The organism is Streptomyces sp. NPDC057565, assembly GCF_042801455.1.
Classification (GTDB): Bacteria; Actinomycetota; Actinomycetes; order Streptomycetales; family Streptomycetaceae; genus Streptomyces; species Streptomyces yanii.
Window position 1 is genome coordinate 833,995 of record NZ_JBHVFU010000001.1, and the last position, 22,397, is coordinate 856,391.

21 protein-coding genes and 1 pseudogene are annotated in these 22,397 nt (G+C 69.2%); 9 read left to right on the top strand and 13 right to left on the bottom strand.

Annotation, left to right across the window (positions count from 1 at the left end; all coding sequences use genetic code 11):
- Positions 1–259 precede the first annotated feature (259 nt).
- The gene (locus ACFU8W_RS03435) at positions 260–1,801 is read right to left on the bottom strand and encodes a M28 family metallopeptidase (protein ID WP_384031842.1); all 1,542 of its coding nucleotides are present in this window, start codon (positions 1,799–1,801) and stop codon (positions 260–262) included.
- Between the two features lie 700 nt (positions 1,802–2,501).
- On the opposite strand from ACFU8W_RS03435, the gene ACFU8W_RS03440 reads away from it, so the two are divergent.
- Entirely contained in the window at positions 2,502–3,383 is an 882-nt protein-coding gene (locus ACFU8W_RS03440; protein ID WP_384031844.1) for an alpha/beta fold hydrolase, read from the top strand.
- 165 nt (positions 3,384–3,548) lie between these two features.
- Here the strand turns inward: ACFU8W_RS03440 and ACFU8W_RS03445 are convergent, their stop codons facing one another.
- From ACFU8W_RS03445 to ACFU8W_RS03470, 6 genes are all read right to left on the bottom strand, one after another.
- Entirely contained in the window at positions 3,549–4,460 is a 912-nt protein-coding gene (locus tag ACFU8W_RS03445; RefSeq protein ID WP_384031846.1) for an alcohol dehydrogenase catalytic domain-containing protein, read from the bottom strand.
- Positions 4,461–4,503: 43 nt separating this feature from the next.
- Positions 4,504–4,875 carry a DUF2255 family protein gene (locus tag ACFU8W_RS03450; RefSeq protein ID WP_384031848.1) on the bottom strand — a complete coding sequence of 124 codons (372 nt, stop codon included), beginning with the start codon at positions 4,873–4,875 and terminating at the stop codon, positions 4,504–4,506.
- 136 nt (positions 4,876–5,011) lie between these two features.
- Positions 5,012–6,079 carry an NAD(P)-dependent alcohol dehydrogenase gene (locus ACFU8W_RS03455; protein WP_384031850.1) on the bottom strand — a complete coding sequence of 356 codons (1,068 nt, stop codon included), beginning with the start codon at positions 6,077–6,079 and terminating at the stop codon, positions 5,012–5,014.
- A gap of 40 nt (positions 6,080–6,119) precedes the next feature.
- Positions 6,120–7,004 (bottom strand): aldo/keto reductase, encoded by an 885-nt coding sequence (locus ACFU8W_RS03460; protein WP_384031852.1) that lies wholly within the window; start codon positions 7,002–7,004, stop codon positions 6,120–6,122.
- Positions 7,004–8,446 (bottom strand): MFS transporter, encoded by a 1,443-nt coding sequence (locus ACFU8W_RS03465; protein WP_384031854.1) that lies wholly within the window; start codon positions 8,444–8,446, stop codon positions 7,004–7,006. Before ACFU8W_RS03465 ends, ACFU8W_RS03460 begins: the two co-directional genes overlap by 1 nt.
- On the bottom strand, positions 8,443–8,670 hold the full coding sequence (locus ACFU8W_RS03470; protein WP_384031856.1) for a hypothetical protein: 228 nt from the start codon (positions 8,668–8,670) through the stop codon (positions 8,443–8,445). The genes ACFU8W_RS03465 and ACFU8W_RS03470 overlap by 4 nt, the downstream gene beginning before the upstream one ends.
- A 304-nt stretch (positions 8,671–8,974) precedes the next feature.
- On the opposite strand from ACFU8W_RS03470, the gene ACFU8W_RS03475 reads away from it, so the two are divergent.
- Both ACFU8W_RS03475 and ACFU8W_RS03480 read left to right on the top strand, forming a co-directional pair.
- Positions 8,975–9,889 (top strand): helix-turn-helix transcriptional regulator, encoded by a 915-nt coding sequence (locus tag ACFU8W_RS03475; RefSeq protein ID WP_384031858.1) that lies wholly within the window; start codon positions 8,975–8,977, stop codon positions 9,887–9,889.
- Positions 9,890–9,920: 31 nt separating this feature from the next.
- Positions 9,921–10,940 (top strand): aldo/keto reductase, encoded by a 1,020-nt coding sequence (locus ACFU8W_RS03480; protein ID WP_384031860.1) that lies wholly within the window; start codon positions 9,921–9,923, stop codon positions 10,938–10,940.
- A gap of 139 nt (positions 10,941–11,079) precedes the next feature.
- Here the strand turns inward: ACFU8W_RS03480 and ACFU8W_RS03485 are convergent, their stop codons facing one another.
- A complete protein-coding gene (locus ACFU8W_RS03485; protein ID WP_384031862.1) occupies positions 11,080–11,967 on the bottom strand; it encodes a helix-turn-helix transcriptional regulator in 888 nt (295 codons plus the stop codon).
- Positions 11,968–12,202: 235 nt separating this feature from the next.
- Here ACFU8W_RS03485 and ACFU8W_RS03490 point away from each other — a divergent pair, with 235 nt between their 5' ends.
- From ACFU8W_RS03490 to ACFU8W_RS03515, 6 genes are all read left to right on the top strand, one after another.
- The gene (locus ACFU8W_RS03490) at positions 12,203–13,219 is read left to right on the top strand and encodes a zinc-dependent alcohol dehydrogenase family protein (RefSeq protein WP_384031864.1); all 1,017 of its coding nucleotides are present in this window, start codon (positions 12,203–12,205) and stop codon (positions 13,217–13,219) included.
- Between the two features lie 62 nt (positions 13,220–13,281).
- Positions 13,282–13,947: an SDR family NAD(P)-dependent oxidoreductase gene (locus ACFU8W_RS03495; protein ID WP_384031866.1), complete on the top strand. Its 666-nt coding sequence runs from the start codon at positions 13,282–13,284 to the stop codon at positions 13,945–13,947.
- A 41-nt stretch (positions 13,948–13,988) separates the two neighbouring features.
- A complete protein-coding gene (locus ACFU8W_RS03500) occupies positions 13,989–14,528 on the top strand; it encodes a cyclophilin-like fold protein (protein WP_384031868.1) in 540 nt (179 codons plus the stop codon).
- 63 nt (positions 14,529–14,591) lie between these two features.
- A complete protein-coding gene (locus ACFU8W_RS03505) occupies positions 14,592–15,359 on the top strand; it encodes a glucose 1-dehydrogenase (protein ID WP_384031870.1) in 768 nt (255 codons plus the stop codon).
- Positions 15,360–15,417: 58 nt separating this feature from the next.
- The gene (locus tag ACFU8W_RS03510) at positions 15,418–15,738 is read left to right on the top strand and encodes a carboxymuconolactone decarboxylase family protein (RefSeq protein ID WP_366025962.1); all 321 of its coding nucleotides are present in this window, start codon (positions 15,418–15,420) and stop codon (positions 15,736–15,738) included.
- 47 nt (positions 15,739–15,785) lie between these two features.
- Complete coding sequence (locus ACFU8W_RS03515) at positions 15,786–16,205, top strand: cupin domain-containing protein (protein ID WP_384031873.1); 420 nt, start codon at positions 15,786–15,788, stop codon at positions 16,203–16,205.
- Between the two features lie 57 nt (positions 16,206–16,262).
- Here the strand turns inward: ACFU8W_RS03515 and ACFU8W_RS03520 are convergent, their stop codons facing one another.
- The 5 genes and pseudogenes from ACFU8W_RS03520 to ACFU8W_RS03540 all read right to left on the bottom strand — a co-directional run bounded on the left by ACFU8W_RS03520 (position 16,263) and on the right by ACFU8W_RS03540 (position 22,385).
- The gene (locus ACFU8W_RS03520) at positions 16,263–17,786 is read right to left on the bottom strand and encodes an aldehyde dehydrogenase family protein (RefSeq protein ID WP_384031875.1); all 1,524 of its coding nucleotides are present in this window, start codon (positions 17,784–17,786) and stop codon (positions 16,263–16,265) included.
- A gap of 103 nt (positions 17,787–17,889) precedes the next feature.
- The gene (locus ACFU8W_RS03525) at positions 17,890–19,140 is read right to left on the bottom strand and encodes a GAF domain-containing protein (RefSeq protein WP_345520166.1); all 1,251 of its coding nucleotides are present in this window, start codon (positions 19,138–19,140) and stop codon (positions 17,890–17,892) included.
- A gap of 98 nt (positions 19,141–19,238) precedes the next feature.
- A pseudogene (locus ACFU8W_RS03530) lies at positions 19,239–19,832 on the bottom strand (N-acetylmuramoyl-L-alanine amidase).
- 52 nt (positions 19,833–19,884) lie between these two features.
- Positions 19,885–20,901 (bottom strand): acetamidase/formamidase family protein, encoded by a 1,017-nt coding sequence (locus ACFU8W_RS03535; protein ID WP_384031877.1) that lies wholly within the window; start codon positions 20,899–20,901, stop codon positions 19,885–19,887.
- Positions 20,898–22,385 carry an APC family permease gene (locus ACFU8W_RS03540; RefSeq protein WP_384031879.1) on the bottom strand — a complete coding sequence of 496 codons (1,488 nt, stop codon included), beginning with the start codon at positions 22,383–22,385 and terminating at the stop codon, positions 20,898–20,900. Before ACFU8W_RS03540 ends, ACFU8W_RS03535 begins: the two co-directional genes overlap by 4 nt.
- Positions 22,386–22,397: the final 12 nt, after the last annotated feature.

Genomic DNA, 22,397 nt, shown 5'->3' on the forward strand with positions numbered 1-22,397 from the left:
CCCGAACCGGTCGGCCAGTCGTTCGCGGGAGTGGCGCCGACGGCCACGACGACGTCGATCGCCGCGGCCACCGCCACGACCCGGACGGCGCGCGACTGATGGCGCGTCGTGGCATGTCAGCCGCGCGGTCATCCCGATGCCGGCCAAGCCCACCTGCCAGGGTCTTCCTCCGCAAGGAACCGACGACCGCGCATCCCGCTGCAGCATCGAAGGGGAGGGCCGGACAGTCCGGCCCTCCCCTCCCCGTGTGTACCGGGAGTTACTCGGTGACCTCGTGGTCGTGACCCTCGTGCAGGCCACCGCCGCTGCCCGCCGAACCCTTGGTGTTCTGCGGCGCCACCGGCTTGCTCAGAAGACTGGTGTCCCAGGCGTACTGGCCCACCGCGTTGGCGACGACGTCGACGTTGACGTCGAACGCCTTCATGTTGATGTTCTTCACGGTGTCGCAAGCGGCGTGGTAGCAGGCGTCGTACGCGACACCGGCCTTACCGCCGTACACCTTTGCCTGCTCGGCCGTCTTGATGCCCTCGGCGCCGGTGAAGGTGCCTCCCGAGGGGATGCCCACCTCGATGAACGGCCCGTAGTCCGACCGGCCGGTGAAGTCGGTGCCCTCGTGCGGGGTGCCCCGGCTGTCCAGGTAGTCGGTGATCTGCCTCTCCAGCTGCGCCGAGCCCTCCGGGCCGGGGCCGGCACCGACCTGGTCGGAGTCGTCGCCGTCGTAGACGAACTGGGCGTAGTTCGGCGAGGCGATCATGTCGAAGTTCAGGTACAGCTTGACCTTCGCACGGTCCGCCGCCGAGAGGCTGTTGACGTATGCCTCCGAGCCCAGCAGGCCGAACTCCTCAGCCGACCACCAGGCGAAGCGCACCTTGTTCTTGACGTTCTGGTGGGCAAGGTTCAGGGCCACGTCGAGAATGCCGGCGGAGCCGGAGCCGTTGTCATTGATGCCCGGGCCGTCCGCCACCGAGTCCAGGTGGGCGCCGAACATCACCACGTTGTCGGCGTTGCCGCCCTTGGTCTCGGCGATCACGTTGTAGGTGTGCCGGGTCTCCGCGAAGGTGCGGATCTCCAGGTTGACGGTCACTGCGCCGGCGGCGGCCTTGGCCGCGAGCGCCTCGCCGTCCGCCTGCGTGACGCCACCGGCCGGGATCTTGGCGACGGACGGGTCTCCCAGCGTGCCGTTGAGCGCGCCCTCGGTGTTGTTGTAGATGATCGCGCCGACCGCGCCCGCACCGGCGGCGGTCTCCTGCTTCTGCGCAAAGGTGCAGCCGCCGCGCTTGATCAGCGCGATCTTGCCGGTGAACGTCCCGGGGGCGTAGTCCTCCGGCTCACAGCCGGTGGCGGCGTTGACCGGCACCACCGCGACGGGGGCGGTGATGCCGCCGACCGGGCTGCTGGCGGAGTACGTCATGGCGATCACCGGGACGTCCTGCTGCTGCGGCGACACCACCCGCAGGCTCTGCGCCAGCGTCTCGGTGAACGGGTAGTCGAACTCGTTCCGGGTCACCGAGTACCCGGCCTTCCTCAACAGGCCTTCGACGTACTCGGCCGACTTCCGGTGCCCCTCTGACCCGGCCACCCGGGTGTTCCCGTTCTTGTCAGCGATCCGCTGGAACTGCTTCAGATGCTCGTAGGCATCCTCGGCGTTGCTCTTCTTGACGAGCTTCTTTGCGAGCTTGGCGGCCTCCTTGGCAGGGTCGCTGTGGGCGGAGGCGGTGCCCGATCCGATCAGCAGCAGCGGCGCTATGAGCCCTGCGACGGATGCGGCGGCTACCGTGGTACGGCGGTTCCGAGCGTTCAAAGCGCTTCCTTCCGGCGGTCCATGAGACATAGGCCTAATGGCCGAAAACTGGCCGAACGACGTACGGCGGTACTCCGGGGCAGGCAGGGACGGCCGGATCGCTCCGCCCCCTACCACCGGCAAGGAGAAAGGTATCTGCTTAGTAAACGCTTGGTAATGGGTTGACGGGAATCTTCCGCGTCGGCGCCACCCGTGCGCGGGTGCCGAGCCACCGATTAGACGCTGAACCAAACGAAGTTGACTGGAAGTCACCGGTGCTGACGAGTGCCGTGACCGGCAGTGTTTGCCCCATGAGGAGCGTCGTCCAGGGCGTGTCGAAGGTGGATGTCGACTGCTGTCCGGAGCGACTGGGTGTCGCGGCTCCCGACGCACCGTCAGTGGCGGGCTGCGGGCGCTGCACGCCGCGCATGTGGCCCGGGTGCAGGACGTCGCCGCGTCTTGGTCGGACAAGAGTCGCTGTTCGCCGGGTGGCGTGAGGAGTTGGTGACCCGCCGCAAGTTCGGCCCGGCCGCCCTCAACCACGCGGGCGCCCGGCTGGCGGCCGACGTGGCACCACCGTTCAGCACAAGGCACGCGAGCTGGGAACAGCAGCTCTACCAACCGGAGCGCCTCTCGCATTGCACCGGCCGCTGCGGAACGGGCAGGCCAAGCGTTGTTAATCCGGGTGCGCTCAAACGGGCGATGCTGGGACACTCCCAGCATGCCGAATGTTGAAGCCTCGCCCGCAGTGTCCATCGAGTACGAGACTTTCGGTGATCCCTCTGATCCGGCCGTTCTGCTCGTGATGGGCTTCGGTGCCCAGATGATCGCCTGGCACAAGAACTTCTGTCGCGCACTCGCAGAACGTGGACGCTACGTGATCCGGTACGACAACCGCGACTGCGGGCTGTCCACCAAGTTCGACGAGCACCCCGTCGACATGGGCCGGTTCATCAACGCTGTGAGCTCGGGACATATCTCGTCCGCCCTCGCGATGGTGCCCTACACACTGCAGGACATGGCCGACGACGGCCTCGGGTTGCTCACCGCGCTCGGAATTGAACGAGCTCACGTGGTCGGATCCTCGATGGGCGGCATGATCGCCCAGACGATGGCTATCAGCCAGCCGGCGCGAGTGCTGACCCTGACGTCGATGATGTCCTCGACCGGCGAGCCCGACTACGGCCAGCCGAGCGCCGAGGCCCAAGCAGTGCTCTTCAGCCCGAAGCCGCCGGATCGCGAGGGGTACATCGCAGCGGCGGAAAGCGAACTGGTGTGGTCTTCCAAGCGTTATGGCAACCCCGCACTCCTTCGTGAGCTGGCTGCCGAAAGTTACGACCGCGCTTACTACCCAGCCGGAGTCGGGCGGCAACTCGGAGCAATGATTCTCGGTGGCTCACGCGCTGACGCACTCCGCAGGCTTCGAGTACCGACCTTGGTGATTCACGGTCTGGACGACACGCTGATCGACCCCAGTGGCGGGAAGCGCACCGCCGACCTGGTGCCCGGAGCGAGGCTCTTGCTGCTTCCAGGAATGGGACACGACCGCCCCCGCGAACTCTGGTGCGAGATCATCGACGCCTTGGACACGCACACCCGCTGAGCGCTCCCTCTCGTAGGCCGAGGCTAGCGCCCTGTAGGAAGACCGGCCGGTGCTCGTCCGGGCAGTTCATGTCGAACCGGCCGGGCCGCACCCGGCTTGTCGCAGTGGTGTAGTTGGACAACTGCTGTGGTTGGCACAGCCGTTGGGTACGGAGGGGAGGGGTGGTCACCACGTGGTGGCGACGGCCCGCAGAACAGTCCAGGTGTCGTCATGTCGCGCGAAGTCCACGATCAGACGCAGCCGCCACTCGGCGCGTGTGCCGTAGACCGTCGCGTCGGTCAGCGTGCGCCCGGCCAGCCGGACCGTGCCGGCGCCGCCGGTGTCCACATCGAGTCCCTTCTCCTCGATGCTGTGGTAGCCGAATTGCCCGGCGCGAATCTGGGAAAGCCACTCGGCCTTGGGCTGCACGTAGCCGGTCATATGCGTCACAGTGAATTCGTCGTCGAGCAGGGCGTCGAGGGCTGCAGTGTCGCCGTCGGTCATCCCCTGGAGGTAGGTGCGGTACGCCGAGACCACCCCGGCGTGATCGGCGGTTGCGGCCGGTTCAGTGTTCGGTTTGCGGTCGGTCACGGGCGTACCAGCACCTTCAGGGCGTCGCGGTCGTTCATCGCCTGGTAGCCGTCGGCGATGTCCTCCAGGCTGACGGTGCGGTCGAAGACGGTCCTCGCCGACGTGCATCTTCACCAGGGCGCCGTCGGCCTGCGGAACGCGGGCGGCCTGGCCCTGTCCGCCGTCGACCCGGTTCACACCCCACTGGCCGCCGTGCGGACAGGAGGTCTGCAGGCCCTCGCGGCAGTACAGGCAGGTGTTGTCGGCCCAGACGAAAGGGACCACGACGACGTCGCCGGGCTTGAGAGTGCGTACCTCGGAACCGACTTCCTCGACGACGCCGAGGAACTCGTGGCCCATGTGGCGGGGATTGTCCGTGCGTGCCAGGGACTTGTAGGGCCACAGGTCGCTGCCGCAGACGCAGCACAGCACGATTCGCACGACTGCGTCGGTCGGCTGCTGGATCTTGGGGTCGGCGACGTCCTCGACGCGTACGTCCTGGGCCGCGTGCATCAGGGTGGCTCGCATGAGCGGATCTCCTTGGCAGGGAATGTGGGGGAGGGAGCTGGTGTCAGCGAGGTTCGAGGCGGAGGGTGGACTCGCGGGCGCGGTCGGTCAGCACGTGCTCGACGATGCTCGTGTACCGGCCGTACTTCTCCCGGTAGGCGGCGTCCACGGCCGCGTGCTCTGCAGGATCGGCCTCGCGGAAGGTGACGTTCCGCTGTGCGCCGCCGGCGTCGATGCGGCCCTGGTGGCGGGACTGGGTGCCCCGGTACCAGGGGCCGGCGGTGCCCTTGACCGAGCGGACGTAGAGGTGGTCGCCGGCGCGGACGACCCACATGGTCACGGGGTCGCGCAGGGTGCCGTCGGCCCGCTCGGACTCCAGGTCCAGCTCTTCCGCCGCGCCGATCTTCGCCAGGTCCGCGTCGTTCCAGTGCGTCATGGTCGTTCCTCCAGTTGGTCACGGGCCTCGGGGTGGGTGTCCGAGGACGGTGCGGGGTCGGCGTCCGCGTTCGCCGTATCTGCCGGGCGTTCAAGGGAAGGTCTGCCTTGGGGCAGACCACCCCCAGGACGGTGGCTCAAGCCTTCAGTTGGGCGAAGGTCGCTCCGTCGATGACGAAGCGGTAGCGAACGTCGGAGGCGAGGATTCGCTCGTAGGCGGTGTTGATGTCCTGGGCGCCGATCAGTTCGATGTCGGCGCTCACGCCGTGCTCGGCGGCGAAGTCGAGCATCTCCTGCGTCTCGGCGATGCCGCCGAACAGGGAGCCCGCGTAGGCGCGGCCGTTCTGCAACAGGGGGAAGACATCCAGCGGCATCGGCTGTGCGGTCACGCCGACGCTGACCATGGTGCCGTGCAGGCGCAGCATCTCCAGGTAGTCCTTGAGCGCCACCGGTGCGCTGACGGTGTTGAGGATGATGTCGAAGGTGTTGGCCAAGTCGGTGAAGGCGGACCCGTCGCCGGTGACGGCGTAGTGGTCGGCGCCGAGGGCTGCGGCGGCGTTGCGCTTGCGGTCGGACTGCGAGAGGACGGTGACTTCGGCGCCCATGGCCTTGGCCATCTTGACCCCTAGGTGGCCGAGACCACCTAGGCCGACGACAGCGACCTTGGTGCCCGGCGCGGCGCCGTAACGCTTGAGCGGCGCGTAGACGGTGATGCCCGCGCACAGCAGCGGCGCCGCGGCGGCCGGGTCGAGGCTGTCGGGAACGCGGACGACGAAGTCCTCGGGTGCGACGATCACCTCCGAGTAGCCGCCCTGAGTGTGGGCGCCGGGCTCGGCCGGGTCGGGGCTGCCGAAGACCAGGGTGTGGCCGTTGAGGCAGTACTGCTCCTGCCCGGCCCGGCAGTTCTCGCACTCGCGGCAGGAGTTGACCATGCAGCCGATGCCGACGAGGTCTCCGACCTGGTGGCGGGTGACCTCGGATCCGGTCTCGGTGACCCGTCCGACGATCTCGTGGCCGGGAACGAGCGGGCTGGTCGGCAGCGGGCCGAACTCGCCGTCGACGAAGTTCATGTCGGAGTGGCAGATGCCGCAGTACAAAATGTCGAGCTTGACGTCGTGGGGGCCGACGTCGCGGCGCTCGATGGTGAGGGGAACGAGCGGCTGACGTACGTCGTGGGCGCCGAACGCCTTGACGGTGGTGGACACGTTGAATCCTTCGAGCGGAGTTGTGCTGAGGGGGGGCGGGTCAGGCTTCGGGGATGGCGCGGCCGTAGGCGGCGAGGGTGACGTTCTCGGGTTCGGGGCCGCCGCGCCGACCGGTCTCCAACGCGTCCAGGGCGGTGAGCTCGTCTGCGGTGAGCTCGAAGTCGAAGACGTCGATGTTCTCGGCGATGCGGGTGCGCTTGGTGGACTTGGGGATGACCGAGCGGCCTTGCTGGAGCCCCCAGCGCAGCAGCACCTGGGCGGGGCTCTTGCCGTGCGCCTCGGCGATGCGGGTGACAGCCAGGTCTTCGAGGACGCTCTTGCGGTCCTCGCTGTAGCCCGGGTAGAAGGTGATCCCGCCGATCGGGGACCACGCCTGGTTGAGGATGTTGTGCTGGTCGTCGAAGTCGAGCACGGCGCGCTGCTGGAAGTAGGGGTGGATCTCCAGCTGGTTGACCGCCGGGACGACGGAGGTGGTGTCGAGCAGCGTGGTCAGGTGGTCGACCATGAAGTTGCTGACGCCGATGGCTCGCACTTTGCCGTCGGCCAGGAGCTTTTCCAAAGCGCGGTAGGCGGCGAGGGTCTTGTCGAAGTCGGACGGCAGGGCCTGGTGCAGGATCAGCAGGTCGATACGGTCGACGCCGAGCTTTGTGGCGCTCTTCTCGAAGCCGCGCAGGGTCTCGTCGTACCCGTAGTCGCTGATCCAGATCTTCGTCTCGATGAAGATCTCATCGCGTGGCACTCCGGAGTCGCGGATGGCCTGGCCGACCTCGCGTTCGTTGCCGTAGGCGGCGGCCGTGTCGATGTGCCGGTAGCCGAGGTCGAGCGCGGCCTTGACAGCGGCCTGGGTCTCGTCGGGCGGGGTCTGGAAGACGCCGAGTCCTAGGGCGGGCATCTCGACGCCGTTGTTGAGGGTGAGGGTCTGCATCACAGGGACCTTTCGTTGCGAGTAGCCCGTGCGGGCACGATGAGGGCGAGGGCGGTCACGACCGCCAGCGCGAGCAGGACGGCGGAGCCGGTCAGGGCCGTTCCCGAGCGGGCCGCGATGTCTGAGGTCGCGTGCCCGGTGGAGACAGAGGCGGCGACGGCGGTCAGGATGCTCAGACTCAGTGCGCTGCCGATCTGGTGCACGGTGTTGACCAGGCCCGAGCCGGCCCCCGCGTCCGCGGGGGCGACGCCGTCGACGCCGCTGGAGGTCAGCGGGGCCAGCGTCAGGCCCTGGCCGGCGCCGATGAGCACCATGGGCAGGGCCACGCCCGTCAGGTAAGGGGTGTGCAGGTTGAGGCGGCTGAGCCACGCCATGCCCACCGTGGTCAGGACAACCCCGGTCAGGAGCACGTGCGGCCTGGCGGCCCGTTCCAGCAGCCGCGGGACCTGGACAGCGAGAACGAAGTTGACCAGCGTCATCGGCAGGAACGCGAGGCCGGCCTGCAGCGGTGTCCAGTGGTAGACGCTCTGCACGAACTGCGCGGTGAAGAAGAAGAAGCCCATCATCGCGCCCATGTAGAGCATCCGGGTGAGGTAGGCGCCGCTGCGTTCCCGGCTGGCGAACAGCCGCGGCGGCACGATCGGCTGCGCGGCCCGCCGCTCCACCCGGACGAACAGCCCGAGCATCACCACGCCGGCCACCAGCGGCACCAGGGTCAGGGGGGCGGTCCAGCCGAAGTCGGCGGCGTCCACGATGCCGAGAACCAGCGCGGTTGAACCCAGTGTCGCCAGCACTGCCCCGGCGATGTCGAAGCGGCCTTGCCGGCGTTGGGTCTCGGGCAGGAACCGCAGGGCCAGCACCATCATCACGACGCCGATCGGGACGTTGAGGAAGAACCCGGCCCGCCACGACACCAGATTTGCGACGAGACCTCCGACGACCAGGCCCAAAGCGGCGCCGAGACCGGCGACGGCGCTGTAGGCGGCCATCGCCCGGTTACGGGCCCGGCCCTCAGCGAAACTGCGCGTCAGAAGGGACAGCGCGGACGGCGCCAGCACCGCGGCCCCGATGCCCTGGAGCGCGCGGGCGCCGATCAGCCACCACGGGGTCTGCGCGGCGCCCACCAGCAGCGAGGTCAGCGAGAAGACGACCAGGGAGAACAGGAACACCCTGCGGTGTCCGAACAGGTCACCGGCCCGGGCCCCCAGGAGCAGCAGCCCGCCGAAGACCAGGACGTAGGCATTGGTGATCCAGGACAGGCCGGTCTCGGAGAACCCCATGTCGGAGCGGATCTGCGGCAGCCCGGTGAAGACGATCGAATTGTCGAGGATGACCATGAAATAGCTGACGCAGATGATCGCAAGAATCAGCGTCGCGTGGACCGGAGTCCCGTTGCGTCGCGCCGCCGCAGGTGCCGCCGCGCGCTGTGCGGTGGTGGTCATCGCGTCACCGGCCCCGTCGTCAGCGTCCCGCCGTCGGTTTCGGTGATCCCCCATACGGCGGACGATGTGCCGCCGAGGCGCGCGGAGGCGTCCACCGCGCTGATCACAGGCTGCCTGTTCACAGCCGCACCAGCACCTTGAGGGCCTTGCGCTTCCTTGAGGTACGGGTTGGCGCCATGCCCGACGCGGACGTCGTCGGCTTTGTACATGAGTGCTGCGCGCACGCTGTTCCTTCAGGTCGGTTTCATCGGGCCCATCGAGGACTCGCAGTCCTTGGCCTTCTCCAGGGAACCGCGGGTGGACGCACAGGTGGGAGTCACTCCTTTTCCAGGTAATGGCAGTACCTCGCAGGCGCTCGCCGACGCACCTACCGTGGGGGTGCAGGCCAGATCCACACCGCCCGAGCAAGAGGAGGCCCCGTGCCCTTCGCCGCCCGCGCCGAAGCCTTCACCCACCCCACGTTCGACGCCGACCGGTCCGAGGACACGCCCGCCGACGCGTCGCCCATAAAGCTCCCGAGGTCTGACCATGACTGAGAGTGACAAGAAGAAGAATCTGGCCGCCGAGGTCCGCGAGTTCCTGAGGACCCGGCGCGCTCGGATCACTCCAGAGCAGGCCGGGCTGCCGGTCTTCGGCGGGAAGCGCCGTGTCGCGGGCCTGCGCCGTGAAGAGGTCGCTCTGCTGGCGGGCATGAGCGTGGACTACTACGTCCGGCTGGAGCGCGGAAACCTCGGCGGAGCCTCCGACTCGGTCCTCGAAGCTCTCGCGCACGCTCTGCAACTCGACGAGGCCGAGCGCACCCACCTCTACGACCTGGCCCGCGCGGCCACTCCCTCAGGCCGACGGCCCACGATGACCGCTTCCCGGGTGCGGCCGACGATCCTGCGGCTGCTCGACTCCATGACCGACGTACCGGCATACGTCCGCAACGCACGGTTCGACATCCTGGCCACCAACGGACTGGGCCGCGCGCTGTACGCACCCGTCTTCGACTCGCCGTTGTTCGCTCAGCGCGGGCCGGTCAACAGTGCTCGTTTCATGTTCCTGGACCCCGCGAGCAGGGAATTTTGGGTCGACTGGGACAAGGGCGCCGACGACGCAGTGGCTTTCCTGCGGACCGAGACGGGCCGGGCACCGCACGACAAGGCGCTGACCGATCTGATCGGAGAGCTGACGACGAGGAGTGCTGACTTCGCCCGCCGGTGGGCGCGCCACGATGTGAAGTTCCACCGTTCGGGCGTCAAGAACCTGCACCATCCGCTGGTCGGCGATCTCGCCCTGCCCTACGAGGCGATGGACCTGCCGTCGGACCCCGGCCTCCGGCTCAACTTCTATACCCCTGAACCGGACTCGCGAGAGCGGGAGGCACTCGGTCTCCTCGCCAGTTGGGCGAGCACCGGAACGGCCGTCTCCTCCGGGAGCGACCGGCCAGGGAACGACTGACTGGACGGACACCAACAAGGAGAAATGCTTCATGCAGTACCGACCGCTCGGCCGCACAGGCGTCCAAGTCAGCCCCCTCTGCCTGGGCGCGATGATGTTCGGCCCCTGGGGCAACGAGGACGAAGCAGACTCGGTGCGGATCATCCACCGCGCCCTCGACGCGGGCATCAACTTCGTCGACACCGCTGACGTGTACTCCGCCGGCGTCTCCGAAGAGATCGTCGGCAAGGCGCTCAAGGACCGCCGCGACGATGTCTTCCTGGCGACCAAGTTCTTCATGCCGATGGACCAGGACGACCCCAACCAGCGAGGCGGCTCGCGGCGCTGGATCATCCGTGAGGTCGAGAACTCCCTGCGGCGCCTGGGCACCGACCACATCGACCTCTACCAGGTACACCGCCCAAGCCCGGACACGGACGTGACCGAGACCCTCGGCGCCCTCACCGACCTCGTGCGCCAGGGCAAGGTCCGCTACATCGGCTCCTCGTCCTACTCCGGCTCCCAGATCGTCGAGGCACAGTGGACCTCGCGGGAGCGGCACCTGGAGCGGTTCGTGACCGAGCAGCCGCCGTACTCGATCCTGGTCCGGGGCATCGAGGAGGACGTGCTCCCCACCGTGCGCCGTCACGGCATGGGCACGCTCACCTACAGTCCGCTCTCCGGCGGCTGGCTCTCGGGCCGCTACCGCAAGAACGCCTCCGAGGGCCCCGCTTCCGCGGCGCGCCCCCAGGCCCGCTTCGACATGAGCACCCCCGCCAACCAGCGCAAGCTCGACGCCGTCGAACAGCTCGCCGTCCTGGCGGAGAAGGCCGGCCTCACCCTGATCGAGCTGGCCGTCGCCTTCGTCATCGACCACCCGGGCGTCACCTCGGCGATCATCGGCCCGCGCACCATGGAGCAGCTGGAGGCGTTCCTGCCCGCCGCCGACATCACGCTGTCTCCCGACGTGCTCGACGCCATCGACGAGATCGTCGCCCCCGGGGTCACGGTCAACCCGGTCGACAACAGCTACGGCGACTTCGAGCTGCGGGCTGACCAGCGGCGACGCTGACACGATCAGGCACGGAGGCCCGGGGCCGGATCGCTTCCGGGATGGCCTCTGCCTCCTTGCCCCTCTGGCTCCCTGGAAGAGGCGACGCCACCTTCCGGGACTGCGGGTCCGCCGCGGGGAGAGCCGCGGGGGAGAAGGGTCAGTTCTCTCGCGGTCGTCCGGCGAGGGCTTCCTGTGTCGCGGCCCAGGAGGCGAGCAGGCGCAGGCCCTCTTCGGAGGGTGAGCCGGGTGCGGCGGTGTAGATGGTGACGGTGAGGCCGGGTTCGGCCGCCATCTCGAGGCCCTCGTAGGCGAGGGTGATATCTCCGACGGCCTCGTGGTGGAAGTTCTTGGTGCCGGTGCCGTGGTGGCGGACGTTGTGGGCGCCCCAGCGGGTGCGGAAGTCGTCGCTGCGGGTGGAGAGTTCACCGACGAGGTCGTGCAGCTCCTTGTCGTGGGGGTTGCGGCCGGCCTCGGTGCGCAGGATCGCGACGGTGACGTCGGCGGCCGGGCCCCAGTCGGGGTAGAAGCGGCGGGACGCGGGGTCCAGGAAGGTGAAGCGGGCGAGGTTCGCCTGGTTGTGGGGGTTCGCGTAGACATCGCTGTAGAAGGCGCGGGCGAGCGCGTTGGTGCCGAGGATGTCCATACGGCCGTTGCGGACGAAGGCGGGGCCTGCGGTGATCGCGTCGAGCGTCCACTGCAGGCTCCGGTGCGGGGTCCACTGCCGGGCGGGGCGTCGGCGTCGGGGGCGGGTGAGGGTGTCGGAGCCGTCGGCGGCCTGGGCCAGATGGCGGAGGTGGGCACGTTCGGCGTCATCGAGCTGGAGGGCGCGGGCGACGGACTCGAGGACGGCGGGGGAGGCACCGGCGAGGTTGCCGCGTTCGAGCTTGGCGTAGTACTCCACGCTCATGTCGGCGAGGGCCGCGACCTCGCTGCGGCGCAGCCCGGGGACGCGGCGCCGGGTCCCGGAGGGCAGTCCGGCCTGCTCGGGGGTGATCTTGGCTCGCCGCGAGGTGAGGAACTCGCGGACCTCCTGTTGGTTGTCCACCCTTCGACCGTACGTGCTGCGGGCCGCATGAGGGATGTACTGCCGGTACACCCATCGACGGTGACTGGCCGGCCGCCACCGAGGGCGGTTCCCTGGAGGACGTGGCGCTGTCCCCGGCCGTCCGTCGGCGGGGACGGGGCCGCCCGACCTCGGCGCGCGGTCGCCTCGCGACCCGGGGACGGTCGTACGCGGACCGCTTGCAGCGGTCCGACTTCACGTGAGCAAAGGAACCCTCATGCGCGGCACAGTGATCCACGCCCCCGGTGACGTCCGCTTCGAGACGCTGGACGACCCGAAGATCCTCCACCCCACAGACGCGGTCATCCGCACGGCCGTCACCTGTGTGTGCGGCTCCGACCTGTGGCCCTGGCGCGGCCTGGAGCCGATCGGCGACGCCCATCCGATGGGGCACGAGTACGTCGGATTCGTCGAGGAGGTCGGCTCCGAGGTCAGCGCCGTGAAGCCGGGCCAGTTCGTCGTCGGCTCGTTCGCGACCTCGGACAACACCTGCGCCAACTGCCGTAACGGCTTCCCGTCGAACTGCCTGCACCGCGAGTTCATGAGCACCTGCCAGGCCGACTACGTCCGTATCCCCAACGCCCAGGGCACCCTGGTCGCCACGGACGAGGTGCCGGGCGAGGAGCTGTGGCCCGGTCTGCTGGCCGTCTCCGACGTCATGGGCACCGGCTGGTGGGCCGCCGACGCCGCCGAGGTGAAGCCTGGATCCACCGTCGTGGTCGTGGGCGACGGGGCGGTCGGCCTGTGCGCGGTAATCGCCGCCAAGGAGATGGGCGCCGAGCGGATCATCGCCATGAGCCGCCATGAGTCCCGGCAGAAGCTGGCCCGAGAGTTCGGCGCCACCGACATCGTCACCGAGCGCGGCGACGAGGGCATCGCCCGGATCAAGGACCTCACCGACGGCATCGGCGCCGACAGCGTGCTGGAGTGCGTGGGCACCGCGCAGGCCATGCAGCAGGCGCTGCACTCCGCCCGCCCCGGCGGCAACGTCGGCTTCGTCGGCGTCCCGCACGACGTCGCCATCGACGGGCAGGAGCTGTTCTTCTCCCACGTCGGCCTGCGCGGCGGCCCCGCCCCCGTGCGCCGCTACCTGCCCGACCTCATCGAACGCGTCGTGACCGGCCGGATCGAGCCGGGCAAGGTCTTCGACCTCACCCTGCCCCTCGACCAGGTCTCCGAGGGCTACAAGGCCATGGACGAGCGCCGAGCCATCAAGGCACTCCTCAAGCCCTGACCCCGCAACATTCCGCTTCCGGGGCTGAACGCCCCCTCGCCCCGCTCCAGGAGACCTCCAGCATGACCACGTTCGCTCTCGTCGGTGCCGGTCCCGGCCTGGGGCTGGCCACCGCCCGCCGCTTCGGCACCGCCGGCCACGGCGTCGCCCTGATCGCCCGCAGCGCCGAACACCTCCAGCACCTGACGGACGATCTCCGCCGCGACGGCATCGAAGCCCGCGGATTCTCCGCGGACGTCCTGGACCCGGTCGCGCTCACCTGCGCCCTCCAGGACGCGGCCGAGGAACTCGGGCCGATCGAGATCCTGCAGTACAGCCCGGTGCCGCGCGCCGACTTCATGAAGCCGGTCCTCGACACCACCGCCGCCGATCTGGAGGACCCGCTCGCCTTCTCTCTCAAGGGCCCGGTGACCTGCGTGAACGCGGTCCTGCCCGGTATGCGGGCCCTGGGGCACGGCACCCTTGTCTTCGTCAACGGAGGCAGCGCGGTCCGTCCGCACCCCGAACGGGCCGGCACCTCGGTCGCCTTCGCCGCCGAGAGCGCCTATGTCCGCATGCTCCACGACGCGCTCGCCGCCGAGAACATCCACGCCACCCAGCTGATCATCCCCGGCGCGATCCGGCCCGATTCCGAGCACAGCAGCCCTCAAGCGCTGGCCGAGCGCCTGTACGCCCTGCACGCCGAGCGCGACGGCTTCCGCCACTACGCCGAGCCGATGCCCGAGTGACGAACAGGCTGTGGACAAGTCTCCGGCGCCTTCTCCGGGCAGTGTCACTTCGGCTGTTCGGGCCGCTCCGACCGGTCCTGTCGGCGATCGCGGCGGCCGTCGGACTGCTGGCTCTGACCGCCTGCTCCGGCAGCGAGCAGCCCGCCGACCAGTCCGCCCCGGCGACCGCCTCAGGGCGCCCCCGGACGGCCGGCACCCACCCCACCCCACCGTCCGACAGGAGCAGCGCCGTGCGCATCCAGCTCATCCTCGACGGACATCCCGTCCGAGCCACCCTGAACGACAGCCCCGCTGCCAGGGATTTTGCCGCGCTGCTCCCGCTCTCGCTCGGCCTGGAGGACTTCCACCGGACCGAGCGGGTCGCCGACCTCCCACGGAAACTGGACACATCCGGCGCCCCGGACGCGCCCACCCCTCAAGCAGGGGACCTGGCCCACTACGCACCCTGGCGCAACCTGGCCCTCTTCTACCGCGACGGCGAGAGGTCCCCGGGCCTCGTCATCCTCGGGCGCCTCGACGACAGCCAGAACATCGACCGGCTGGCCACCGCCGACCGCGTCACCATCGAACCCCTGACCTGACTCGGCCCGCACACCACTCGGCATACCGCCGCCCCACGCACCGCACGGAAAGAGCGAAGCCCGTTGAACCCCACGTACGACTTCACCGGCCAGGTCGCCTTCGTCACCGGAGCCTCATCCGGCATGGGCCTGGCCGCGGCACGCGCCTTCGCCGAAGCGGGCGCCGCCGTCGGCCTCGCCGACATCGACGAAGCCGCCCTCGATACGGCGGCACGGCAGCTCACCGACGAGGGCCACAGGGCGCTTGCCCTCACCTGCGACGTCACCGACGAGTCCCAGGTCGCCGCCGCCGTCGACCGCACGGTGGAGACCTTCGGACGCCTGGACATGGCCTACAACAACGCCGGCATCCAGATCCCGCCGGCCGACGCCGCCGAGGAGGCGGGCGAGATCTTCGACCGCGTCCATGCCATCAACCTGCGCGGCATCTGGGCGAGCATGAAGCACGAGCTGCGTCACATGCGCACCCAGGGCAGCGGAGCGATCGTCAACTGCTCCTCCCTGGGCGGCCTGGTCGGCATCCCCGGCCGCGCCTCGTACCACGCCAGCAAGCACGGCGTCATCGGTCTGACCGGCAGCGCCGCCCTGGAATACGCCCCGCGCGGCATCCGCATCAACGCGATCTGCCCCGGCACCATCGACACCCCCATGGTGAGCGACATGATCGCCAAGGGAGAACTCGACCGCGCCGAGGCCGAAGCGAACCAGCCGATCAACCGTCTCGGCACCGCCGACGAGATCGCGCAAGCCGTCCTGTGGCTGTGCAGCCCCGGCGCCGGCTTCGTCGTCGGCGTCGCACTGCCCGTCGACGGCGGCTACGTCGCCCAGTGACCACCGAGCGGCTCCCGCCCCGGCGGGGCCGACCCGATACGCAACAAGGAGTGACAGCATGCCCAAGCAGTCCGCGCCCAAGGAGCTGGAGGCGATCGCGCCCAAGCTCGTCGAGGTCACCAACGAGGTGCTCTTCGGTGACGTATGGGAGCGCCCCGGGCTCTCACCGCGCGACCGCAGCCTGGTGACCGTCAGTGTCCTCGCCGCGCTCTACCGCAGCGAACAGCTGCCCTATCACCTGGGCGTGGCGCTGGAGAACGGCCTGAGCGTCGAGGAGCTCTCCGAGGCCATCACCCACCTGGCCTTCTACGCCGGCTGGCCCAACGCCATGACCGCGATCAACCATCTCAAGAAGCTCACCGAAGAGCGCGACGCCTGACACCCGCCCACCACTTCCCCGCAGCCGCACAGCAAGGAACCCCTTCCGTGGAAATCGTCACGCAGACCCCGACCGCCAAGGCCCCCGCCGAGCGCTTCACCGGCGACGTCTACCTCAACATGATCGAGACCCCTGCCGAGCCGGCCCGGCTGGCGACCGCCCTGGTCCGCTTCACCCCCGGTGCCCGCACCAACTGGCACTCCCACGCCAACGGCCAGACCCTCTATATCACCGACGGTGTCGGCCTCGTCGGCACCCGTGACGGCGACGTCGTGCGCGTCAGCGCCGGCCAGACCGTCAAGTGCCCGCCCGGTGAGGAGCACTGGCACGGCGGCACCGACACCACCCTCATGGCGCACATCGCCATGGTCGTCGGCGATGCCGACGGCGACGGCACCACCTGGCTGGACCCGGTGACCGATGAGCAGTACGCCGAAGCGCTCGCCACCGTCAATTACACAGTGTAGCCGTTGTTTCAGGTTACCTGGAGCGCAACGATGCCTCCAGGCAACCGACTTCAGGCTCTAGAAGAAGCCAAGTTTCTGAGGGCTGTAAGAACAAAGAATGTTCTTCGTCTGCTGGTAGTGCTCCAGCATCATCTTGTGGTTCTCCCTGCCGATGCCGGACTGCTTGTAGCCGCCGAAGGCGGCGTGAGCCGGGTACGCGTGGTAGCAATTCGTCCAGACCCGGCCCGCCTGGATCGACCGGCCCGCCCGGTAGGCGGTATTGATGTCCCGCGTCCAGACGCCCGCCCCGAGCCCGTACAGCGTGTCGTTCGCCGTCTTGATGGCATCGTCGAAGTCCGAGAAGGAGGTCACGGCGACGACCGGGCCGAAGATCTCCTCCTGGAAGACCCGCATCCGGTTGTCGCCCTCGAAGATCGTCGGCTGGACGTAGTAGCCGCCCGCCAGTTCTCCGTCGTACTCGATCCGCTGTCCGCCCGACAGAACCTTCGCACCCTCCTGCTGGCCGATGTCCAGATACGAAAGGATCTTCTGCAGCTGGTCGTTGGAGGCCTGGGCGCCGATCATCGTGTCCGTGTCCAGCGGGTGGCCGGGCACGATCTTCTCGGTGCGGGCGATGCCCGCCTCCAGGAACTCGCTGTAGTGCCCGCGCTGGATCAGCGCCCGCGACGGACAGGTGCAGACCTCGCCCTGGTTGAGGGCGAACATGGTGAACCCTTCGAGAGCCTTGTCACGGAAGTCGTCGTCGGCCGACCAGACGTCGTCGAAGAAGATGTTCGGGGACTTGCCGCCCAGTTCCAGCGTCACCGGCTTGATGTTCTCGGAGGCGTACTGCATGATCAGCCGCCCCGTCGTGGTCTCGCCGGTGAAGGCGATCTTCGCGACGCGCGGGCTGGAGGCGAGGGGCTTGCCCGCCTCCGCGCCGAAGCCGTTGACGATGTTGACGACACCCGGCGGCAGCAGATCGGCGACCAGGCTCAGCCACACATGGATCGAGGCCGGTGTCTGCTCCGCGGGCTTGAGGACCACCGCGTTGCCCGCGGCGAGCGCCGGGGCGAGTTTCCACGTCGCCATCAGGATCGGGAAGTTCCACGGGATGATCTGGGCGACCACGCCGAGCGGCTCGTGGAAGTGATACGCGACGGTGTTGTCGTCGATCTCGCTGAGCGAGCCCTCCTGGGCGCGCAACGCGCCCGCGAAGTAACGGAAGTGGTCGATCGCGAGCGGGATGTCGGCGGCCAGGGTCTCCCGTACCGGCTTGCCGTTGTCCCAGCTCTCGGCGACCGCCAACTCCTCGAGGTGCGCCTCCATCCGGTCCGCGATCCGGTTGAGGACGGAGGCGCGCTCACCGGCCGCGGTGGCGCCCCAGGCGGGGGCGGCGGCGTGGGCCGCGTCCAGGGCGCGTTCGACGTCCTCGGCGGTGCCGCGGGCGACCTCGGTGAACGGGCGCCCGTTGACGGGGCTCGGGTTCTCGAAGTACTGGCCGAGGGCCGGCGGGACGTATGCGCCGCCGATCCAGTGGTCGTAGCGGGACTCGTACGAGACGATGGCGTCCTCGGTGCCCGGCGCAGCATAACGGGTCATCTCTGTGGCCTCCCGGATCCGGTGCCGCCCGCCGTTGGACGGCCCTCGGCGCGAGGCTAGGGACGGGAACGTTGCAACCTCGTTGCGCCGGGCGGCAGAGGCTTCAGCGCTGTTCGGCGTCGAGCGTGCGGGCCCGTGCCAGCAGCGCCGGTCGCTGCCCGGGAGGTGCCGCCGCGGCGAGCGCCTGCCACACGGGCAGGTCGTCCTCGCCCCAGGGACTGTATGCCCAGTCCGCGAGCAGCCCCGGGTCGCCGCGCGCGATCAGCGAGGCCCGCAGCTGATCGTCGAGACGGCGTCGCAGCCGGACGACGGACGGTGCCTGCGAGCCCGGCAGCAGCGGGCCCGAGTACGCGCTGAGCGCCGCCGCCAACGCACCGGACGCCAGTCTGCGAGCCACGCCGTCGAAGTCGGCGTCGACCGGAGCGGCGAACCGGTAGGGGCGGGAAAGCAGCAGTTCGGGACCGAGCAGCCTGCGCAGCCGGGAGAGTTCGGCCCGTAGCGTCACCGGGGTCACCGTTTCGTCCTCGTACAGCTCGACCAGCAGTTCGTCACCTCCGAGGCCCTCCGGGTGACGCGCGAGTGCCACCAGGATCTCGCTGTGCCGCCTGCTGAGCCGGATCTTGCGGCCGCCCGCGACGAGCAGCGCTTCGTCCCGGCCGAGTGCGCTCAACTGTACGGACTCCCCGACTGGTTCAGGCGCGAGCAGGGCGAGCTGGGACTCGGCGGCGCGTGCCACTGCCTGGACGAATGCCAGGCTGTGCGGATGGGCGAGCCGATTGCCGCCGGTGATGTCGACGGCGCCCAGCACCCGTCCCGTGTGCGGGTCGTGCAGCGGCGCCGCGGCGCACGTCCACTGCTGGACCGGGCGCAGGAAGTGCTCGGTGGCGAACACCTGGACCGGACGGTCCACGGCGATCGCCGTCCCCGGAGCATTCGTCCCGGCCACGGACTCGGACCAGCGGGCACCCTCCACGAAGTTCATCCGGCCGGCGCGTCGGCGGGTCGTCGCGTGCCCCTCGACCCAGAGCAGTCGGCCGTGCGCGTCGCACACGGCAAGAAGGTGTTCGCCGTCCGTCGCGTACGCACCCATCAGCTCACGGATCACTGGCATGGCGCGGGCGAGGGGGTGTCCCTCCCGGTACGGTCCGAGTTCGTCCGGGCCCAGCTCGACCAGGGCCGCACCGTCCGGGCTGACCCGGGCCCGCGCGGAGCGCCGCCACGACTCGCCGACCACGGAACGTACCGGTCGTTCCAGCCGTCCGGCGGTGGTGAACACCTCGTGTGCGTGGCGCATTTCGCCGAGCCGTTCGCCGGGGTCGGTGTCGGCTGTCAGCGCCACCCAGGGGTCCGTCAACTCACTCTCCCGTCCGGGGGACTCCGTGCATCCCCATCGTCGTCGCAGCCGGGCTCTGCGACAACCTCGGTGCGGGGAGTCATCGGACCCGCAGCGGGTCAGCCGGTGCTGTAGAGGTTGACGAGGCGGATGTAGCGCACCCAGTCCCAGTTGGGGCCGGGGTCGGTGTGATCGGTGCCCGGGACCTGGGCGTGGCCGAGGATGTGCGCGCGGTCCTTGGGGATGCCGTAGCGGTCGCACACCGATGCGGTCAGCAGAGCCGACTGCTCGTACAGGGCGTTGGTGAAGTACGCCGGCTGGTCGACCCAGCCCTCGTGCTCGATGCCGACGCTGCGGGTGTTGTAGTCCCAGTTGCCCGCATGCCAGGCGATGTTCTACTCCCGTACGCACTGCGCGACGTACCCGTCCCCCGAACGCACCACATAGTGCGCGGAGACCTGCTTCGCCGGATTCTGGAAGATGCCGACCGTGTCCGAGAACGTCTCCTGCGTGACATGGATGATCACGTACTGCACCGGATAGGCCGAAGGGCGCTTGGATGCCGTGTAGTTCGACGTGGACGCGGGCGTCCAGTGCGCGAGCGGGTAGTCGGTGCTGCCCGCTGCAGCCGAAGCCGCGGCGCGGGTGGAAGCCGGCAGCAGTGCCGCCGCGGCGGTCGCCGCGGCGCCCTGGAGAATCCTTCTGCGGTGCATCAACGCTCCTGTGGGGGGAGGGGGTGGGGAAGACGGTGTACGGGGTGCGGAGTCAGGGGGTGGGGAGCAGGGCGGCGGTTTCGCGGAGGTGTCGGTGCAGTCCACGATGAGGATCGCCCGCGGGCAGCCAGTCCTTGCGAATCTTCGCCACGCAGGTGTAGTTGGTGTCGCAGACGTTCGCCAGCGGCGCTTCACCGGCCTGGCTGACCAGTTGGTACGCGTCGAGCTCGGAAAGCCCGTAGTCGCGTGCCAGCCACTGCACCAGGTCCAACTGCGAGATGCGGAAGGCGTCTTCGAGAGGGCGGGCGGAACCGGTCGAGATGAGATGGGTATCCGACTCGATCCGCGGCCACGGCGTCGCCACTCTCTTCAGCAGCTCGACCAGGACCACGGTGTTCATCGCGCACTCCACCGCGACCCCGCAGGTCTCGCCCTCGCCCTGGCGGGCGTGTCCGTCGCCCAGACTCAGCAGCGCGCCCTCGACATTGACACCCAGATAGCAGGTGACCCCGGCCCGCATCTCGGGCGTGTCCATGTTCCCGCCGTGCGCGTCGGGAACCAGCGCGGACCGCACCTCCAGATTGGCGGGAGCCACCCCCACGGTGCCGTGCATCGGATCCATCGGCAGCTCCACCTGGATGTCGCTGTCCCGGGCGCTGAACAGGCAGGTGCGGCGAGCCCGGTCCAGCTGCCACATCCACACCACCTCCGGCAGCGGGGCCTGCAACGACGCTGTCGTATGAGTGGAGGTCAGGGCCCCGAACAGCGGCACGGTCGTGGACGCCGCCCAGTCCCTGGCCGGTTCGATCGACACGAAGTGCACCGCGACGGTGTCGCCCTGCTCCGCCCCGACCACATGGAAGGGACCGGTCTGCGGGTTGAGGAACGGGAACTCGCAGACGGCGGAGACCAGGTCCTTCTCGGAGCGCACCCGGCCCGCGAAGCAGTCCTCCGTGTACACATCGAGGAAGGTGCCGGGCTCGATCCGGGCCACCGGCGCCGCACCGCCGAAGGTCCATGCGTACTCGCCCTCCTTGGGGCGCACGGTCAGGATCCGCGGGTCGCTCATCGCTGTTCTGCTCCTGTTCCGATGTCGACGACGGCCTCCGGGGCCTCGTTCAGGTGGATCCGTCCGGTCTGGGCCACCCGCTCCGGGTGTCTGCGCACCAGCACCACCAGTACAACGACGCCGATGAGCATCCAGACACCGACGACCGGCCCCGCGTACGAAACGGGGGCGCTGAGCTCCGAGACGAAGTCGAAGGCCGGGATTCCGGCGGCCGTCAGCAGCGCCGGTACGAACGCCGCGATGCCCAGTACCGGGAAGAGAAGATGAAGTACGGGATTGAACGCCTCGCGACGCCGGCGCAGGAAGTACCCGGCGCAGGCCAGGTTGACGACGATGTACACGCCGATGATCACGGTGACGATGACGGTCGCCAGGAGGACGAACGCGGTCACCGGGTCATAACCGAAGCCGAGCCCGAGCGCCGCGCCGACCGCGATCACGAACTGCACGGCCACACCGGTGACGGGCGAGCGACGGCGCGGATGAAGCCGCGCGAACGCGTGTGGGAACACGCCGATTCGGCCGAGGGCGAAGGCCGTGCGCGTCGACACATTCGCGCACGCATTGGCATTGGCCACGGTCGAGTTGACGACGGCGAGGAAGAGAAGGACCCAGAACAGCCCGAACGAGGCCCGCGCCACGCCTTCCCACGACGCCGCCCCCGAGGCGCCGAACCCGGCGAACCGGTCGGGCCCGAAGTACACGGACATGGCGTACGTGGTGAGGACGTACACCAGCCCGATCGACAGCGCGGCGCCGAGCACCGCCCGTCGCATGGTGCGCCGCGGGTTCTTCGTCTCCTCGGCGAGCGGCGCCGCCGCCTCGAAGCCCGCGAACGCCAGCACGGTGTAGACCGAGCCGGCGAAGATGCCGCTGATTCCGTCGAAGCCGTCCGCGGTGTGCGACGTACCGAACACCGACAGCGTGTTGTCCGAGCCGGCCTGCCCGATCAGCAGCACCGCGAAGGCGACGAAGACCAGCACTTCGAAGATGCCGAGGACGGTGCCGAATCGGGCGGACGCCCGTACCCCGAAGTAGCCCGCGAGTGCGATGATCACTGCGCCCAGCAGCGACCACGGCCACCACAGGTCCGCCGGGTAGGACGACCACTCCTGGTGCAGCGTGCCCGCCGTCGTGAAGCCGAGCTGCAGCAACAGCAGCGCGGGCACCAGCGCCTCGACGAAGACATAGCCCCAGCCGACGAGGAAGCCGACGGCCGGATGCAGGCCCTGCGCGGAGTATGTGGCGACGGAACCGGCCGCGGGCAGATGGCGGGCCAGCTCCGCGACGCACGACGCGGTGAACAGACAGGCCACCAGCGCCACCAGCACGGACAACGGCAGACTGCCGCCGGCGAACGCGGCTCCCGACGGGATGGATGCGGCGATGGCCGCGGCGGGCGCCATCGCCGTAATGCTCTGGAAAAGAACTTCGCGAAGCCCTACGGCGTCGCGCAACAGCACGGAACCCGATTCCCCCGACACCCCGTGACCCCC

Coding starts and splice junctions, on each gene's coding strand:
- ACFU8W_RS03440 (WP_384031844.1), top strand. CDS start 2,502: ATGCCGAATGTTGAAGCCTCGCCCGCAGTGTCCATCGAGTACGAGACT.
- ACFU8W_RS03445 (WP_384031846.1), bottom strand. CDS start 4,460: ATGCGAGCCACCCTGATGCACGCGGCCCAGGACGTACGCGTCGAGGAC.
- ACFU8W_RS03450 (WP_384031848.1), bottom strand. CDS start 4,875: ATGACGCACTGGAACGACGCGGACCTGGCGAAGATCGGCGCGGCGGAA.
- ACFU8W_RS03460 (WP_384031852.1), bottom strand. CDS start 7,004: ATGCAGACCCTCACCCTCAACAACGGCGTCGAGATGCCCGCCCTAGGA.
- ACFU8W_RS03465 (WP_384031854.1), bottom strand. CDS start 8,446: ATGACCACCACCGCACAGCGCGCGGCGGCACCTGCGGCGGCGCGACGC.
- ACFU8W_RS03475 (WP_384031858.1), top strand. CDS start 8,975: ATGACTGAGAGTGACAAGAAGAAGAATCTGGCCGCCGAGGTCCGCGAG.
- ACFU8W_RS03480 (WP_384031860.1), top strand. CDS start 9,921: ATGCAGTACCGACCGCTCGGCCGCACAGGCGTCCAAGTCAGCCCCCTC.
- ACFU8W_RS03490 (WP_384031864.1), top strand. CDS start 12,203: ATGCGCGGCACAGTGATCCACGCCCCCGGTGACGTCCGCTTCGAGACG.
- ACFU8W_RS03495 (WP_384031866.1), top strand. CDS start 13,282: ATGACCACGTTCGCTCTCGTCGGTGCCGGTCCCGGCCTGGGGCTGGCC.
- ACFU8W_RS03510 (WP_366025962.1), top strand. CDS start 15,418: ATGCCCAAGCAGTCCGCGCCCAAGGAGCTGGAGGCGATCGCGCCCAAG.
- ACFU8W_RS03520 (WP_384031875.1), bottom strand. CDS start 17,786: ATGACCCGTTATGCTGCGCCGGGCACCGAGGACGCCATCGTCTCGTAC.
- ACFU8W_RS03535 (WP_384031877.1), bottom strand. CDS start 20,901: ATGAGCGACCCGCGGATCCTGACCGTGCGCCCCAAGGAGGGCGAGTAC.